Annotated in this window: 17 protein-coding genes and 1 pseudogene; 12 read left to right on the forward strand and 6 right to left on the reverse strand. The window is 65.8% G+C overall.

Annotated features, from left to right (window positions below; translation table 11 throughout):
• Positions 1-93 precede the first annotated feature (93 nt).
• The 8 genes from MUN23_RS11850 (at position 94) to MUN23_RS11885 (ending at position 8,159) form a co-directional block, all read left to right on the forward strand.
• A complete protein-coding gene (locus MUN23_RS11850; protein ID WP_248758390.1) occupies positions 94-1,470 on the forward strand; it encodes an FAD-dependent oxidoreductase in 1,377 nt (458 codons plus the stop codon).
• Positions 1,467-2,468, forward strand: coding sequence for a zinc-binding dehydrogenase (locus MUN23_RS11855; RefSeq protein ID WP_248758394.1), 1,002 nt, complete (start codon positions 1,467-1,469; stop codon positions 2,466-2,468). Before MUN23_RS11850 ends, MUN23_RS11855 begins: the two co-directional genes overlap by 4 nt.
• A 45-nt stretch (positions 2,469-2,513) precedes the next feature.
• The gene (locus MUN23_RS11860) at positions 2,514-3,884 is read left to right on the forward strand and encodes an MFS transporter (protein ID WP_248758395.1); all 1,371 of its coding nucleotides are present in this window, start codon (positions 2,514-2,516) and stop codon (positions 3,882-3,884) included.
• Positions 3,881-5,011, forward strand: a complete 1,131-nt coding sequence (locus tag MUN23_RS11865; protein WP_248758396.1) for a Gfo/Idh/MocA family protein — start codon at positions 3,881-3,883, stop codon at positions 5,009-5,011. The genes MUN23_RS11860 and MUN23_RS11865 overlap by 4 nt, the downstream gene beginning before the upstream one ends.
• Complete coding sequence (locus MUN23_RS11870) at positions 5,008-5,898, forward strand: sugar phosphate isomerase/epimerase (RefSeq protein WP_248758399.1); 891 nt, start codon at positions 5,008-5,010, stop codon at positions 5,896-5,898. The genes MUN23_RS11865 and MUN23_RS11870 overlap by 4 nt, the downstream gene beginning before the upstream one ends.
• Positions 5,895-7,052 (forward strand): dihydrodipicolinate synthase family protein, encoded by a 1,158-nt coding sequence (locus MUN23_RS11875; RefSeq protein ID WP_248758400.1) that lies wholly within the window; start codon positions 5,895-5,897, stop codon positions 7,050-7,052. Before MUN23_RS11870 ends, MUN23_RS11875 begins: the two co-directional genes overlap by 4 nt.
• A 3-nt stretch (positions 7,053-7,055) precedes the next feature.
• Positions 7,056-7,808, forward strand: coding sequence for an SDR family NAD(P)-dependent oxidoreductase (locus MUN23_RS11880; protein WP_248758403.1), 753 nt, complete (start codon positions 7,056-7,058; stop codon positions 7,806-7,808).
• A gap of 111 nt (positions 7,809-7,919) precedes the next feature.
• A complete protein-coding gene (locus MUN23_RS11885) occupies positions 7,920-8,159 on the forward strand; it encodes a hypothetical protein (protein WP_058931165.1) in 240 nt (79 codons plus the stop codon).
• Positions 8,160-8,174: 15 nt separating this feature from the next.
• Here the strand turns inward: MUN23_RS11885 and MUN23_RS11890 are convergent, their stop codons facing one another.
• Positions 8,175-9,200: an NAD(P)-dependent alcohol dehydrogenase gene (locus tag MUN23_RS11890; RefSeq protein ID WP_248758404.1), complete on the reverse strand. Its 1,026-nt coding sequence runs from the start codon at positions 9,198-9,200 to the stop codon at positions 8,175-8,177.
• Between the two features lie 120 nt (positions 9,201-9,320).
• Between MUN23_RS11890 and MUN23_RS11895 the strand changes: the two genes are divergently transcribed.
• Together MUN23_RS11895 and MUN23_RS11900 are read left to right on the forward strand one after the other, a co-directional pair.
• Entirely contained in the window at positions 9,321-10,052 is a 732-nt protein-coding gene (locus MUN23_RS11895) for a TetR/AcrR family transcriptional regulator C-terminal domain-containing protein (protein WP_248758406.1), read from the forward strand.
• A gap of 93 nt (positions 10,053-10,145) precedes the next feature.
• The gene (locus MUN23_RS11900; RefSeq protein WP_248758408.1) at positions 10,146-10,517 is read left to right on the forward strand and encodes a VOC family protein; all 372 of its coding nucleotides are present in this window, start codon (positions 10,146-10,148) and stop codon (positions 10,515-10,517) included.
• A gap of 52 nt (positions 10,518-10,569) precedes the next feature.
• On the opposite strand, the gene MUN23_RS11905 is transcribed toward MUN23_RS11900, so the two are convergent.
• Positions 10,570-11,142, reverse strand: a complete 573-nt coding sequence (locus MUN23_RS11905) for an MOSC domain-containing protein (protein ID WP_248758413.1) — start codon at positions 11,140-11,142, stop codon at positions 10,570-10,572.
• A 127-nt stretch (positions 11,143-11,269) separates the two neighbouring features.
• Here MUN23_RS11905 and MUN23_RS23655 point away from each other — a divergent pair.
• Positions 11,270-11,407 (forward strand): annotated as a pseudogene (locus MUN23_RS23655) (type 1 glutamine amidotransferase domain-containing protein); the annotation flags it as partial.
• A gap of 70 nt (positions 11,408-11,477) precedes the next feature.
• Here MUN23_RS23655 and MUN23_RS11910 read toward each other — a convergent pair.
• A complete protein-coding gene (locus MUN23_RS11910; RefSeq protein WP_248758415.1) occupies positions 11,478-12,230 on the reverse strand; it encodes a cyclopropane-fatty-acyl-phospholipid synthase family protein in 753 nt (250 codons plus the stop codon).
• Positions 12,231-12,423: 193 nt separating this feature from the next.
• Positions 12,424-13,254 carry an alpha/beta hydrolase gene (locus MUN23_RS11915; protein ID WP_248758417.1) on the reverse strand — a complete coding sequence of 277 codons (831 nt, stop codon included), beginning with the start codon at positions 13,252-13,254 and terminating at the stop codon, positions 12,424-12,426.
• A gap of 114 nt (positions 13,255-13,368) precedes the next feature.
• Here MUN23_RS11915 and MUN23_RS11920 point away from each other — a divergent pair, with 114 nt between their 5' ends.
• Entirely contained in the window at positions 13,369-13,968 is a 600-nt protein-coding gene (locus MUN23_RS11920) for a TetR/AcrR family transcriptional regulator (RefSeq protein WP_248758420.1), read from the forward strand.
• Between the two features lie 143 nt (positions 13,969-14,111).
• On the opposite strand, the gene MUN23_RS11925 is transcribed toward MUN23_RS11920, so the two are convergent.
• The gene (locus MUN23_RS11925) at positions 14,112-14,336 is read right to left on the reverse strand and encodes a hypothetical protein (RefSeq protein ID WP_248758422.1); all 225 of its coding nucleotides are present in this window, start codon (positions 14,334-14,336) and stop codon (positions 14,112-14,114) included.
• A 313-nt stretch (positions 14,337-14,649) separates the two neighbouring features.
• On the reverse strand, positions 14,650-15,621 hold the full coding sequence (locus MUN23_RS11930) for an Lrp/AsnC family transcriptional regulator (protein ID WP_248764066.1): 972 nt from the start codon (positions 15,619-15,621) through the stop codon (positions 14,650-14,652).
• Between the last annotated feature and the right edge of the window lie 34 nt (positions 15,622-15,655).

Below are 15,655 nucleotides of genomic sequence, written 5' to 3' on the forward strand. Positions count from 1 at the left end.
CATTAGCGTAATGGTAAACCTTTGCCATTGCCAGATGCACTCATTTGGATATAGTGGCAAACGTTATCCGTTCAGACTCAAAGGAGAGATGCAATGACTGACCTTACAAAACCCTTCGACGTGATTGTGGTCGGAGCCGGCGCGGCCGGACTTGCCGCCGCGAACCGTGCGGCGGATCTCGGCGGACGCGTTCTGGTGCTCGAGAAGGGCCAGGCTGCGGGCGGTTCCGCTGCCCTTTCGGCGGGCATTCTCTGGACGGCACCGAACCTTGAGGTTCTTCGCCGGATCCAGCCCGACGGCGATCCTGTACTTGGGCCGCTCGTCGTCGAAGGCTATGAGCAGGCCGTCCAGGACGTGCGCGACGCCGGCGTCAAAGTCAGCGACGAATGGCTCGACCACCTGGAGTGGGGGCGCGCGTGCAAGGTGGACATTCTCGACCTGATCGCGAAGTGGTCGGCGAAGGTTGATGCCACCGGCGGCGCCCTTCTCACCAGCGTCACCGACATTGAACTCATCCTCAAAGACGGCCGCGTGGCCGGAGCGACCTTTGTGCACAACGGCGAACGGAAGACGGCGTTCGGCCAGGCGACCGTCCTGGCCACCGGCGGATTCCAGGGCGATCCGGAGCTGAAGCAGAAGTTCATTGGCAACGGCGCCGATGACATTGCTGTCCGCAGCAACCCGCAATCGGTCGGTGACGGTTTCCGCCTGGGTGCCGCCGCAGGAGGGGCCACCAGCCGGCATCTTTCAGGCTTCTACGGCCACACTCTTCCCAGCCCGCTGCCTGTTTCGCCCGAGGTGTTCCTCCGGCTCACCCTCTACTTCTCCGCCTACGGGATCATGGTCAACCGGCTCGGCAGGCGATTCACGGACGAGTCGCTGGGCGACGAGGTTTCCAACCAGGCCGTTGTCCGTGAACCGGGCCGGCGGGGTGTCCTGATCTGGGATGACGAAGTCCAGCAGAAGCGTGCGCTGGCCGTGCCATATCCGAGCGGCATGGCCCTTGACCGGCACGCCGAAGCAACCAAACTCGGCGCGCGTACCGCGGAAACCGAGACCCTGGAAGAACTGCTCGAAGTAGTGGCCGGCTGGGGCGTGGACCGTGCGGGGCTCGCAGCGACGCTGGAGAACTACCAGCGTGCGTCCAACGGCGAATCCGTCAGCCTCGACGCGCCGCTGCCGGAGCGTCCCAGCCCGCTCAAGAAGGGCCCGTTCCGTGCCGTTGAGTTCCAACCGTGCATCACCATCCCTTTCGGCGGGCTGCGGGTCAACGGCGATTGCCAGGTCCTGGACAGGGACAACCGTCAAGTGGCCGGACTGTTTGCCGCGGGAGCCGACGCGGGCGGCGCCCAGGACCTCCGCTACGTCGGCGGCATCGTCTTTGGCTTCGTATTCGGCCGACGTGCGGCAGACGCAGCCTTGCGGGGCGCCGAATCGCTGGCTGGAAACGAACTGGTTTCAGTCCCGTGAGTATCGTGACGCTTGGCCGTGCGGTGGCTTGGGGCAGACCCAAACAGCTCACTGTCGAGGACCGTCCGTGGCCGTCGCCGGCGCCGGACGAAGTGGTGATCCGGATTGAGAGCGTCGGCGTCTGCGGCACGGACGTGGGCATCTGGCGCGGAAACCACGACGGCGTCGCCGCCGGTACCGTCCTCGGCCACGAATTCGGGGGCACAGTGGTGGAGGTCGGGGCGAACGTCACAGACCTGGTCACCGGCCAGTTGGTGGCTGTCGATCCGAACCTGGTCTGCGGAAATTGCCCGGCATGCGCTACCGGTTCCCGCGGCCTGTGCAGCGAGCGCCGGCTCATGGGCCGGGACCTCGACGGCGGCCTGCAAAGCTTCCTTGCCGTTGATGTTGCCCAGACCATCCCCATTCCCGGGACACCGGACCCGCGGGCTCTTGCCCTGATCGAACCGCTCGCCGTCGGCGTCCACGCCTGTACACGGGCCGGAGTCACCGCCGGTGCCCGGCTCGGCATCATCGGCGGCGGCGCCATCGGCATGGCCTGCGCCCTGCAGGCCCGCAGCCTCGGCGCCGGAAGCATCACCGTCGTCGAGCCTGACGCCCTCCGCCGCGCAACCATCCAAGAGCACGGCGTGAGCGCGATTGCCCCCGGGGACGTGCCCGAACAGCGGTGGACCATCGCCATCGACACCGTGGGCAACGGTGCCACCATCAGCGCGGTCATGGACCTGATGGAACCGGGCTCGACGATCTGCGTCGCCGGGCTCGCCCAGGGCGGGACGCTCCCTCCGGCGACGGAGCTCGTCCGGCGCGAACTCACGCTCACCGGCACCTTCTGCTACACCTCGGCGGACCTCCACACGGCCGCCGAACTAGTGGCCACCCACGGCCTCGCCGCACTTCCCAACGACCTCATCCACGGCTTCGACCAGGCACCCGCCGCCATCGAAGCGTTTGCCCGCGGCCACCTCGGGCGCGGCAAAACCATCATCATCCCTTAGCCCTCCCGGGCATCAACGGCTGAATCTGCAATGAAGGAGAAATCAGTGAACACCACCCTGCAAGACCCGGCGGTCCACCCGCCCCGTGCCAAGAACAGCCCCGTACGTGCCGCCGTAGCCAGCATGGCCGGCGGAACGCTGGAGTACTACGACAACTACATCTACGCCCTGGCCGCGGCCCTCGTCTTCGGGAAGATCTTCTTCCCGGACGCCGGTGCCGTCGCCACCATCGCGGCGTTGGCCACCTTCGCCGTCTCCTACGTGGCCCGGCCGCTCGGCGCGATCCTCCTGGGACACTTCGGCGACCGTATCGGCCGCAAGAAGGTCCTCGTCTTCATCCTGATCCTGATGGGAACGTCCACCTTCCTGGTCGGCTGCCTGCCCGAATACTCGCAAATTGGCGTCTGGGCACCGGTCCTGCTGATCACGCTCCGTATCCTCCAGGGAATCTCCGTGGGCGGCGAGACCGCGGCCGCCACAGTGCTGACCATCGAGATATCACCCGAGGGCCGCCGTGGCTTCTTCACCAGCTGGGCGCCCAACGGCATCGTCGCCGGATTCATCCTGGCCACACTCATCTTTGTGCCCATCTCGGCGCTGCCGGAAGACCAGCTGCTGAGCTGGGGATGGCGCATCCCGTTCCTGCTGAGCGCTTTAGTTACTGTCGCCGGGTTCATCATCCGGGCAAAGCTCGACGAGCCTGAAGCCTTCATTGAAGCCCAGGCGGAGCACGCCCTGGTGAAAGTGCCGGTTGTCGAAGTCTTCCGGTCCCACTGGGGCGCGATCGTCCGGGTCACCTTCTGCTCGCTCGCTTTCGCTGTTGACACGGTGGTCAAAGTCTTCGCACTGTCCCTGGCCACCGGCGTCTACGGCATCCCGCGCAGCACCATGCTGTGGGTCCTCATCGTCAGTCATGTCCTCGCACTCGTGACCCAGCCGTTGTTCGCGATGGTGTCAGACCGGGTGGGGCGAAAGCCGGTGTTCATTGCCGGCAACCTCGGCTGCGCCGCCATGATCTTCGCCTACTTCGCCGCCATCCAGGCCGGTAACGTTCCCCTGCTGTTCCTCGCCGGGATCCTCTCGATGTCGTTCGCCTACGCCGCCATCAACGCCACGTACCCGTCATTCTTTGCGGAAATGTTCAACCTCAAGGTCCGCCAGACGGGCATGGCCCTGGGCCTCCAGATCGGCCTGATCGCCGCGGGCTTCGCCCCCAGCCTCTACACCGCCCTCACGGCAGGCAACCCGTCAGACTGGCTGCCGGTCGCGGTCATCTCCGCCATCATTTCCCTCATCGCCGTGGGCAGCGCCCTGACTGCCAAGGAGACCTTCAGGGTTCCCCTGGACCAGCTCGGAGCGCCCATCACCACACCCAAGCCCCAGGCCGCCGTCGTCCCTTCAGGAGAACAGTCATGAGCCACCCCTTCCGCGTCGGAATCGTTGGTTGCGGCAACATCGCCGACAACCACTTCCAGTCCTACTCCGCCCTGCCGGACGTCGAAATTGCCGGCGTCTGCGACGTCGATCTGGGACGTGCCGAGGCGTTTGCCGCCGAGCGCGGCGTCGCCCACGCCGTCGGGTCCGTCCGCGAGCTGATCGCCCTGGGCATCGATGCGCTGAGCGTCTGCACACCGCATCCCACCCATGAGGCCGTGGTGTCCGAAGCCGCGGCAGCTGGCGTGCATATCCTGTGCGAAAAGCCGGTCGCCACCGACGTCGCCGCAGCTGAGCGGATGGTGGCGGCCGCCGAACGCCACAATGTCACCTTCGGAGTGGTGTTCCAGCGCCGCTTCTGGCCCGGGGCACAGGCCCTCCGGGCAGCCATCGACGACGGCCGCCTCGGCCAGCCGATGCTGGGCCACTGCCAGGTGCTGCTCCACCGCGGCACCGACTACTACGACGCTGCCGCCTGGCGCGGCACCTGGGCCGCCGACGGCGGGGGAGTGCTCATGACCCAGGCGATCCACAACATCGACCTCCTCCAGTGGTTCATGGGCGATCCCGTCGAAGTCAGCGCCAAAGCAGGGACCTTCGTCCTCGGGGACACCATGGAAGTCGAAGACACCGCAGCGGCGCTCATCACCTTCGCGTCCGGTGCCATCGCCACCCTCAGCGCCACCGTGGCGGCCTCACCGAACCTCGGAACCCGCATCGTGGTCACCGGCAGCAACGGCGCCACCGTGAACGTCACCGAATACCCGGAAGGCTCGGATGCCATCAACGACCTCTGGGCCGTGCCGGGCGAAGAGCGTGCATCCACGGTGTTCGCGGACGGCCTCACCGGGGATATCCCCGTATCCGAAGTCAACGCCAAGCTCCTGCCGCTGCACAAACTCCAGGTCGCAGACTTCGTTGATGCTGTGCGGGCCGGCCGGGCGCCCTCCGTCAGCGGACGCGAGGCGATGAAGTCCCTGCAGATCGTGGCCGCCGTCTACGAATCGGCCCGCACGGGACTGCCGGTTCGCATCGATACCACCTCTGCGGAAGCGCCCCGCTTCGCCCACCTGCCGGGCGCACTGGCCGGCTCCGGAGCATCCCGATGACACACCAGACGCACCAGGAGAACACCGTGGAGCTCAGCCTCAACCAGGCCACCACCCGCCCCTACCCGCTGATCGCCACCGCGGAAGCCGCGATGCGGGCCGGGATCCGGCACATCGGCCTGTGGATCGAACCGGTGGAGGAGATCGGCATTGCCCGCACCCAGCAGCTGCTCGCCGACACCGGCCTGTCCGTCAGCTCCGTGTGCAGGGCCGGATTCCTAGCCGACAAGGACGGCGCAGAACTGCGCGCGGCGATCGACGGCGTGAAGCGGGCACTCGACCTGTCGCAGGCCGTCGGCAGCCCGATGCTGACCCTCATCGCCGGCGGACTTCCGGGCCACGACCGGAGCATCCGGCACGCGGAACAGCGGCTGCGCACCACGCTCGAGGAACTCGAACCCCACGCCCGTGCGGCCGGGGTGCGGCTGGCGCTCGAACCGCTGCACCCCCTGTTCGTGGACAGCCGCAGCATGGTCACCACGATTGGGCAGGCGCTGCGCGTCATCAGTGATTTTCCGGCCGAAACCGTCGGGATTCTCATTGATGCCTATGCCACGTCCTGGGACCCCAATTTCGACGACGACGTCCTGGCGGCCGGCCCGCGGATCGCGGGCTACCAGGTCAGCGACTTCGCGCTGCCCCTGCCGGTTCCCGAAAACATGAACGGGCGGCTCTTCCCCGGAGACGGGAACATCGACCTTGCCGCCCTGACCGCATCGGTCATCCGTGCCGGCTATACGGGCCCTGTTGAGGTGGAGATTTTCAACGACGACATCTGGCAGCTGCCGTTGCAAACGATCATCGACCGCACCGTGGCCAGCTTCAACCGCCACGTCACCGAACCCGTCAGTGAACATGTCAACCCACTGGAGCGTGAACTCGTATGAACACCCGGAACACCATCGAGCTGCCTTCGCTCAAGGGGCAGTACCGCACCATCGAACTCGCCGCCCCGGCAGCCCTTGCAACCAGCAGCACCCGGCCCGTGGCCCGGATTGTGTACGCCGCCGGTCACGTTGTGGCCGATCCGCTCCTGGCCAGCGCCGGATCCTCGGCCATTGACTGGGACGCGACCCTCAAGCTCCGGCACTCCCTGTGGGACCTGGGACTTGGCGTTGCCGAGAGCATGGACACCGCACAGCGGGGGATGGGCCTCGGCCCCAAGGAAGCACTTACCCTCGCCCGGCGCACCCTGGCGGAAGCGCGCGCCGTCGGCGGGTCCGTCGTCGTCGGAATCGCCACCGACCAGCTTGGCCCGGGGCCACATCCGCTGACGGAAATCGCTGATGCCTACATCGAGCAGCTGGGCGAAGTCGAGGAGGCCGGCGGAAGCGTGGTCATGATGGCCAGCCGCCACCTGGCATTTTCCGCGACGGGTCCGGACGACTACCTCGAGGTTTACGGCAAGGTGCTGGACGCCGCAACGAAGCCGGTCATCCTGCACTGGCTTGGCTCGATGTTCGATCCTGCCTTGGCCGGCTACTGGGGCAGCCGGTCCATTGCGGAAGCGTCGGAAACCGTCCTGGGACTCATCGGGTCGAAAAAGGACAAGGTGGCCGGCATCAAGATCTCCCTGCTCGACAAGGACCACGAGGTCAGCTTCCGGCGCCGGCTCCCGGCAGGAGTCCGCCTCTTCACCGGGGACGACTTCAACTACGCCGATCTCATCGCCGGGGACGAACACGGGCACAGCGATGCCCTGCTGGGGGCGTTTGCCGCCGTGCCCCGTTTTGCCTCGGCCGCGTTCGTCAAGCTCGACCGCGGAGATGTTGCCGGCTTCCGCCAGATCCTCGAGCCGACCGTCCCGCTGAGCCGCCTCATCTTCGAAGCCCCCACCCAGTACTACAAGGTGGGCGTGGTCTGGCTGAGCTACCTGACGGGATGGCAGAGCCACTTCCGCTTGCTGGCCGGCTTTGAGTCCGGCCGATCACTGGTGCATCTCGCTGACCTTTTCGAAGCGGCGAACGGCATCGGGCTGTTCCCGGATCCCCAGGCAGCGGCAGCCCGGGCGTCCGCATACTTCCGCGCCCAGGGGCTCTGAACCATGTCCAGTGACAGCACCGCCGACGCCGGAACCCACCAGGCAGCGACCCTCCGGTGCCTGGTGGTGGGGGCGGCCTCCGGCATCGGCCTGGCAACCGCGGAACGGCTCAGCAGAAACGGAAACCGGGTAGTCAGTGCCGACCTTCCGTCAGCGAACTGGCCCGGCCCGGACAGCAGTCAGCCGCAGCTGGCCATCGACATCGCAGACCCGCATTCCGTCCGGGACGCCGTCGACCAGGCGGCCTCCCTGCTGGGCGGCCTGGACGTCGTGGTCAATACGGCGGGAATCCTCGGGAAGGTTCAGCCCTCCTCGGAGGAAACCTTTGAGGAGTTCGCCAGGCTCGTCAGCATCAACCTCACCGGCGCGTTCGCCCTCTCCCAGGCGGTGCTGCCGCTCCTGGCCGAGGACGGCTTCGGTCGGCTCATCCATTTCTCCTCCACTGCGGGCAAGGAGGGGGTCCCGTGGATGACCGGATACTCGGCGAGCAAGGCCGGCATCACCGGACTGGTCAAGGCGCTGGCGAAGGAGTACGCCACCACCGGCGTCACGATCAACGCCATAGCGCCGGGCAAGATCGACACCCCGCTGATCAGCGGCAAACCCCCGACCGCAGAGGACCTGCAGCGAATACCGATGCGGCGCCTGGGCACTGCGGAAGAGGCGGCGGCACTGATTGAATACATCGCGTCGCCGGAGGCCTCCTACACGACGGGTTTCGTTTTCGACCTCTCCGGAGGCCGAGCCGTCTACTGACTGGAAGGCGCTGCAGGTCAGCGGCACCCAACGCAAGCGGACGACGGCGGGACCTCCCGCCGTCGTTCGTGGCACCTTCCCGACACTGACGCACGGTGGGACCATTTCAGTATGAGTGAGAAGATCTCTGACGGCCTGCAGGATCACGGCCCACACCAGCACGCCCACGCCGCTCCGACAACGCAACAAATGCGGACCGTAGGTCAACGCCGCCGGGAGGCGGAGGAGAAATTGGAGCACCACCTCCAGGAAGCCCGCCACAAAGACGATGCGCACCCCGATGCGGTGTCTGAGTCCGAAGGGGCCGGTCCGGTGGATAACGGGGGCGAAGGATCCCCAGCGGAGAAGTGATCCGGGGCACGCTGCTTAGGGGACCCGCAGGACCACATTGCCCCGCTTGCGTCCGGTGTCCACGAAGCGGTGGGCCTCGACGACGTCGGCGAGGTTGTAGGTCCTGTCGATGACTGCCCGGTACTTGCCTTCCTCCGCGAGGCTCACGAGGTAGGCTACGTCGTCGGCGGTGTACGTGAGCTTGAGGCCGCCAAAAGTGACCAGCTTGCCGCTTCGGCGGCTCTGTCCTCGCGCGCCGAGCATGCCTTTGAGGTCGGCAATAACCAGGAGCAGGGCACCTCCCGGCGCGATGCTCCCTTGCACCCTCGCGAACGGGGCGTTCCCCACGCAGTCCATGACGACGTCGTACGTTGTGCCGTCTGCGGTGAAATTCGCTGCGGTGTAGTCGATGAAGCTCTCCGCGCCGAGGGATTCCACCAGTTCCCTGTTGGCCCCGCTGCTCACAGCGGTAACGTGGGCGCCGAGGTGCTTGGCCAGCTGGATGGCGGCCGTTCCCACCGCTCCGGAGGCGCCGTTGATAAGAACCGTGTCGCCGGTCTTGATGGCCGCCATGCCCAGGAAGGATTTCGCCGTGAGTCCGCCGAAGAGCAGCGTGACGGCTTCCTCGAAGCCCATGTTCCGGGGTTTGGTGGCGATGGGCCCCTTCGCCGGAACGGACACGTACTCCGCATGCCCTCCGAATTTTGCGCCGAGCATCGCAATAACCTCGTCGCCGGGCCGGAACGCGGTCACGCCCTGGCCGACGGACTCCACCACGCCGGCCACGTCCATGCCGAGGACCCGGGTCCGCGGGCGGAAGAGGCCGAGGGTCAGGGCCGTGAGTGCCACGAGTCCCCTGGGGACATTGCGGCTGCGGACGCGGTGGTCGGCGACGCTTACGGTGCTGGCCATGACTTTGATGAGCACCTCTCCGGCGCGCGGAGCCGGCTGTGCGATCTCCTCGACGCGGACCACGTCCGGCCCGCCGAACCGGCGGTAGGTCGCGGCTTTCATGGTCCGTGCTCCCGCGGCTGTAGCGGCCGCCGGCTGGCTTGGGTTCATGGTTTGGCTCCTCGATTTTCCATGAGGTGTACGTCGTACACCTATCTGATGGGACTGACACTAGGTGTACTTAGTACACTTGTCAATGGAAGATGTTTGCAGCGTCGGAAGCAGGGAATAGTGACTCAGCAGATTGCCGTGGAACGCCGGCCTCGGTTGAACCGGGGTCGTGTGCTGCAGGCGGCCGTCTCCCTCGCTGATGAGGTGGGGATCGGCCCGCTGAGCATGCGCCGCCTCGCCCAGGAACTGGACGTGGTGCCCATGGCGCTGTACAAGCACGTGGCCAACAAGGAGGAGCTCCTTGACGGCATGGTGGACGTGGTCATCGGCGAGATTGACCCTCCCGTTGCCGGTGCTGACTGGAAGAGCATGGTGCGGCTGCGGGTGCTCTCGGCCAGGCGCGTCCTCCAGCGCCACAGGTGGGCCAGGCGCGTCCTGGAAACCCGCACCAACCCGACCCCCGCCGTCCTGGGCTACATGGACTCGTTCATCGGCATGTTCTTCGCCGGGGGCTTTTCCGTAGACCTTACGCACCACGTGATGCATGCCATCGGCAGCCGGATGTGGGGCTTCACGCAGGAACTGTTCGACGCCACGGCCACTTCAGAGGGCGACGCTCCCGCTGCGGTGGCACCGGAAGTCCAGGCCGCCATGTACCAGGAAATGTCCGCCAACTACCCGAACGTCCTGCAAGTGGCGACTGCTGCCAGCCACGATGACGGTTCGGTAGTCGGCAGCGGCTGCGACGACCAGTTCGAGTTCGAGTTCGCCCTGGACCTCCTCCTCGACGGCATCGAACGGCTGCACCAGCGGGATTACAGCTCCACAGCCGCCCGACTCGAGCGGGGATGACCGGGAGCGGACGACGGCGGGACCTCCCGCCGTCGTCCGCTTGCGTCTGTGGGTATCATCGGAAAACCCGTCCCTTTGAGAGTGGAGTTACCCATGCAGCTCGGCGCTTTTTCGATCAGCCTCACCGTCAAGGACATCGCGGCGTCAGCTGCCTTTTACGAGAAACTGGGCTTCACCAGTTTCGGCGGCGACATCACCCAGAACTGGCTGATCCTCAAGAACGGCGAGACCGTTATTGGCCTCTTCCAGGGGATGTTTGAGAAGAACATGCTGACGTTCAACCCCGGCTGGAGCCAGAACGCGGAAGCGCTGGACTCCTTCACCGATGTGCGCGACCTCCAGCGGGAACTCAAAGCTGCAGGCACCGAGTTCGTTGCCGAGGCAGACGAGGCCACCAACGGGCCGGGGAGCTTTATTGTCGTGGATCCGGACGGCAACCCGGTCCTCGTGGATCAGCACGTCTGACCTACCAGCGGCCCACTCTCATAGGGCGGCGTCTCACTAAGGCGGCGTCCAACTAGGGCAGCCGCGATGCGCGCAACATCGTGGCTTCGCCGGCGCGCTCGGGCTCCAGCGGCACGGGGCTGACCAGTACCGCCGGCCCGCGGTGCAGGACTCCGTCGGAAATTACCCGGCAGCGCACACCGCCCCGGCCGCGCATTGCCTTGTGTGCGCCCGGGGCGAGCATCTCGTCCATCCAGACGCAGGGGTGGGCGGGCCGCCCGGCCGTGAGCCGCACCAGGTCTCCCTGGGATTCCAGGGCAAAGTCGTGTCCCAGCAACGGAGCCAGATGGGCGCCTCGGAGCACAACGTTGCGCCTTGTCAGGAGCGGGTCAAAGCGTGCCGTTCCCAGCTCCGCGGCGATGGCCTCAAGTGACTCGATCGAGAACAGGGTGACGGCGGCGTCCATGTGCGCGGCCTTGCCGAAGAACCGGTCCCCGACGATGCCCTTGCCCGCCACGAGCTCCACCCGCCCGGCATCCGTGGTGGGGACATCCGCGGCACCCTCGCGGGCCCGGCCGAAGTAGGCGTGCGCCGGCGAGACCAGGAGATGCAGGACCTCCACGTCGTACCGAAAGGTTTCCGTCATGCCACAAAACTACTCCGCCGGGCGGGGGGCTTAAGTGACCGCTCGCGCCGAGTGTGGACCTTCCGGAGCGCGTCTTCGCAGGGTCGATGGAGACCAGATCCACGTCAAGGCCAACCAGAGCAGGCATCTGCGGCCGCATACCAGCGTTTCCGAGATCGGCGATACGGGCGAGAAGACCGGGTAGAACGTGGCCGAGGCTGCACATTCCTGGAATGTCTTCAAGGATTCAGGGCATTTCGTCGACCACACCATCGCCCAACAGGGAGTCAGCTAAATCGGGGAATCGTCGACAACCAAGAATGACCCGCGCATCACAGGGGTCGTTCAGCGTCTGATCACCCGTCCTTGGCAAGGATGAAGGTGACGAAGCCCATGACGTCCCGGTGGCCGCGCAACCACATCATTCTTGCCTTGTCCAACTCGTCCCGAATTTCTGTCGCCGACTCGTGCTCGGGGTGAGTTACAAGCCACTGCTCCCGATTTCGGAGGTGGCCGCACTCGAATTCTTCCCATTCTTGACTGGTTGAGGTCCGCAGATCCAGAACGCGCCACCCAGCGCTGGTGACCTTGTCGACCAGGTCGGGGAGGAGTAAAGCATCATCAATCGTTGTCCCTGGCCACATGTGAGCCAACTGATTATCGGTTGGGACAGCAGACCAGAACTCGGCACCAAAAACCAGATGTCCGGAAGGTGTGGTGGAGCTGCGAAGACGGGACAGGGCTTCGCTGATCGTCCCAAAAGCTTGGTACGAACCTACGTTGAGGACGAGGTCGGCGCTCCCCGCGTAATCCGCAGACGATTCCGCCTGGAATACGACCCGGTCAGCAAGCCCCCGTTGCTTAGCTGCCATGCGTGCCTGATCAATGTAGGACTCCTTGATGTCAATGCCCGTGCCGCTGGTATTCGGCATCGCCTCGAGGATGTCCAGGAGCATTCCACCCCATCCGCACCCATGGTCCAAGACCGTTCGTGGTCGATTAGTTGCGAGATCGTTGATCAAGCGGTCGAAGGATTGCCGTCCGATCGGCGAATTGGTTCTGAGAACGGACGCTCCGCCACTGGCGGGTGGCGTGTTGGGATCAGTCATGACGCTCAACCTAACATCCGATTGGTAATCATCAATCGCTCTCGCGCGCTACCCGGTTCTAATCGTGCGGCACTATGGAATGCGTCGTGCAACCCTAGGGACATTAGACGTCTCGCCAACTGAACGACCGCAAGGACGGCAGTTCCCTAATTTTCGTGGAATCGTTGACACCAGCCGTACGCGCGGGTGTGGGCTAGTTCGTTGCGTCGGCCGCCGCGTGGGTGGTCGCCCACTCGAGGGCGTAGTCGGCGATCTCATCCCAGCCGTCCTGGCTGACCAAGCGGTGGGTGCGGCCGGGGTACGTCTTGTACTCGACGATCGCGGGGCTCCCCGACTTCTTGTACTTCTTCACGATTGCCTCGCCGATGGCCGGCGGCACGACGTGGTCGATCTCGCCCGTGATGATGAGTAGCGGTGCACGGTCGGTGCGGCCGTAGTCGACGTGGGTGATGCCGCCCTTCTCGTTCAGCACCGACAGGACGCCCTCGAAGAAGACCCGGTTGGAGGAGTTCACCGCGGATTCCTCCCACAGCTTGTCGGACTCGGCACGGGAGACGTCGTTACCGAACGTGAAGTGGAAGTGGCGCTTCGACAGCGGCTTGGCGCCGTTGCGTCCGAAGGGGTTCGACAGGATCGGCGTGCCCGTCCACAGGGTCGACAGCGGCAGCGTCGTGACGCCAGCGGTCTGGCCCGGCGCGACGCCCACGTACGCGACGCCGAGGCCGCGGTCGGCGAGCATTTGAGTGAGGACGCCGCCGAAGGAGTGGCCCATGATGATCGGCTTCTCGGGCAGCTCGCGGATGATCCGCTCGTAGTTGTCAGCGATTTGCTTCAGCCCGATCCCCTTGAGGGGCTCCGGGTTGCGGCGGATGTCCTCGACGCTGCGGTCGTCGATGCCGGGCCAGCCGGGCACGATCACCCGATGGCCGGCGGCGCGGAAGCGCTCGGCCCAGGTGTCCCAGCTCTTCGGAGTCATCCACAGACCGTGGATGAGGACAATGGGGGGTTTGGTCGTGGTGCTCATATCGATCTCCTCGATGGGGTGGGGTGGTTGATGCTTCGATAGTAGACCGAACGTTCTATCTATGCAATACTATTCCCAGAGCGATTAGGAATGAAAAAGTCCACTGGAGGATCCATGAGTACCACCGCCGCGCCGCGCTCGGCATCCACCCTCCAGCAGCGCCCGTCGGCACGTCAGCGGCTGCTGGATGCCGCGACCGACCTCTTCTACGGCGAGGGCATCCACTCCGTCGGGGTCGACCGCATCATCGGGCGGGCGGGCGTGACCCGGGCCACGATGTACAACCAGTTCGAGGGCAAAGAGGGGCTCGTCCTCGCGTACCTTCGGGGAGAGGACGAGCAGCTGCGCGGGCTGTTCACCCAGGCCACGCAGGTCTCGTCCGATCCCGCGGTGCTGCTCGACCTCGTCATCGCCGGCATCGAGGCCGACATCCGTGAACGCCACACCCGGGGATGCCCCTTCATCAATGCCGCCGCCGAGTACCCCGGTGAGGGGCCGGTGCGCGAGCTTATCGCCGCACACAGGGAGTGGTTCCGCTCGACGCTCGAGAAGTTGGCCGCCGCCGCAGGGCTGTCGGAGCCTGACGAGGTGGCGGCATCCCTCGTCCTCCTGCGAGATGCCGCGCTGGTGGGCGGCTACCTCGATGGCCAGGACCGCGTCGCCCCCGCCTTTGCCCGCACAGCCCGCACAGCGGTCGCCGCGCACCGCCGCTGACTCCTCATGCCCCGCGAGCATCACCAGCGCGCCGATAGAGGATTCCCGCGGGGGCTTAAGTGTCCGTTCGCGCAGTGGGGGACGGTCCCAAACGCAGGCGGACGACGGCGGGAGGCCGCCGCCGTCGTCCGCTTGCTTCGGTGCTACGCGTGCAGCTCGCGTCTTTCGTGGGTCAGGCCGTAGGGGACGTCGCGGCTGACGGCGACGGTGTAGCTGGTGTAGCTGTGCTGTGTAACGAGGATGCCATGGCGGCTCTCCTGCATGGCGTGTTCGCGGGCCATTTCGACGGCGGTGTTGAGGTCGTTCTCGATGGTGTCAGGATCGTGGGCAGTGATTGCCAGGACAAGGTCAGAGTGGCGCTTGATCATGGTGGTCTCTTTCTCGGCGGGATCCCGGGACTCTGGGTCGGCGCAGGCTTCCGGGGCCGGGCGTACCCGGGGGAGGCGGAAATCGGTGGTTCCAGAGGGGTTGCCCGGCATCTCTGATGGGGCGGTGGCCGGCCGAATTGTCCGGCGGGCTGGATCGGCGGAAGCGTTTGTTCCTGCGGATCTGTAGCCAGTGTGCCTGAAGCGTTGGCCCCTGGGCAATAGGTGGACCGAAAAATCTGGGGAGCCCAGCTAAACGTCAGAGTACGACGGTGGGAGGTCCCGTCGTCGTCCGCGCGTCCCCTCGCGCACCGTCCTAGGCGCCGTGCAACATCTTGGTGACCCCCTTGGAGGAGCCTCCCACCTGGCCGTTGGCGGATGTCCGCTTGGCCAGCATCTTGTCCAAAGGTTTGGCGTACCGCTCCTGGACGATCCGGACGTGGAGCCAGGACTCGACGCTGGCCACTGACTCCATGGCGCGGACCTTGTCCAAAATATCGTGCATCTCATCCAGGGCGCCCACGCCGAGGGTGGCCACCAGGTCATACCTTCCAAAGCAGCTGGCGATGAACTCCACGCCGGGGGTGGCGGAGAAGAAGTCGATGGCTTCCTCTGTTCCTCCCGACGTCGTGATGCCGAATCCAAAGGCCAGGGCACGGGAAGAACCGGAGCGGCTGCGGATGGGGCCGATCTGCATAACGCGGGCGTCCAGCAGGCGCATCACACGGTTCCGGGCGGCGCTTGCAGAGAGTCCAACGCGCTCGCCGAGCGCCTCGAATCCCAGCCGGCCATCCACCTGAAGCTCGCCCAGGATCAGCAGGTCCGCGGCGTCCAGCTCCAAACCGGGATCCGGCGGCTCCTTGCCGAGGAAGAGGCTGCGGACCACTTCCTTGTACATCAGGACGTCGACGGCGGCCACACCCTCGCACCCGCGGATGGCCTCCACATCCGCGTACAGCCGCTCCACCGTGGGCAGGCGCAGTTCGGCGATGATGCCGTACCGGCCGGTGGTCAGGGATGCGAAGACTGCCCCGTCCAGCTGGCTCAGCTTGTCCAGGGCCGGTTGGGCTGAACCGTTGAGCTGGATGGAGACGTGCGCGACGGCGGTCAGCCCCAGCAGTCGCGGGTGGACGGCCGCGACAATCCGCAGCTCGCCGGAAGAGATGAGTTCGTTGACCTTGGCCGTTGCCACTGAGCGGGTCACGCCCAGCTGCTTGGCCAGGTCGCTGAAAGAGGCGCGGCCGTCGGCCTGCAGTAATCGGATCAGCCGATTGTCCAGATCTTGCATGGTCTTCACAGTAAACGCCTCTTCCAGTTGGCCG

Source organism: Pseudarthrobacter sp. SSS035 (genome assembly GCF_023273875.1).
Lineage (GTDB): Bacteria > Actinomycetota > Actinomycetes > Actinomycetales > Micrococcaceae > Arthrobacter.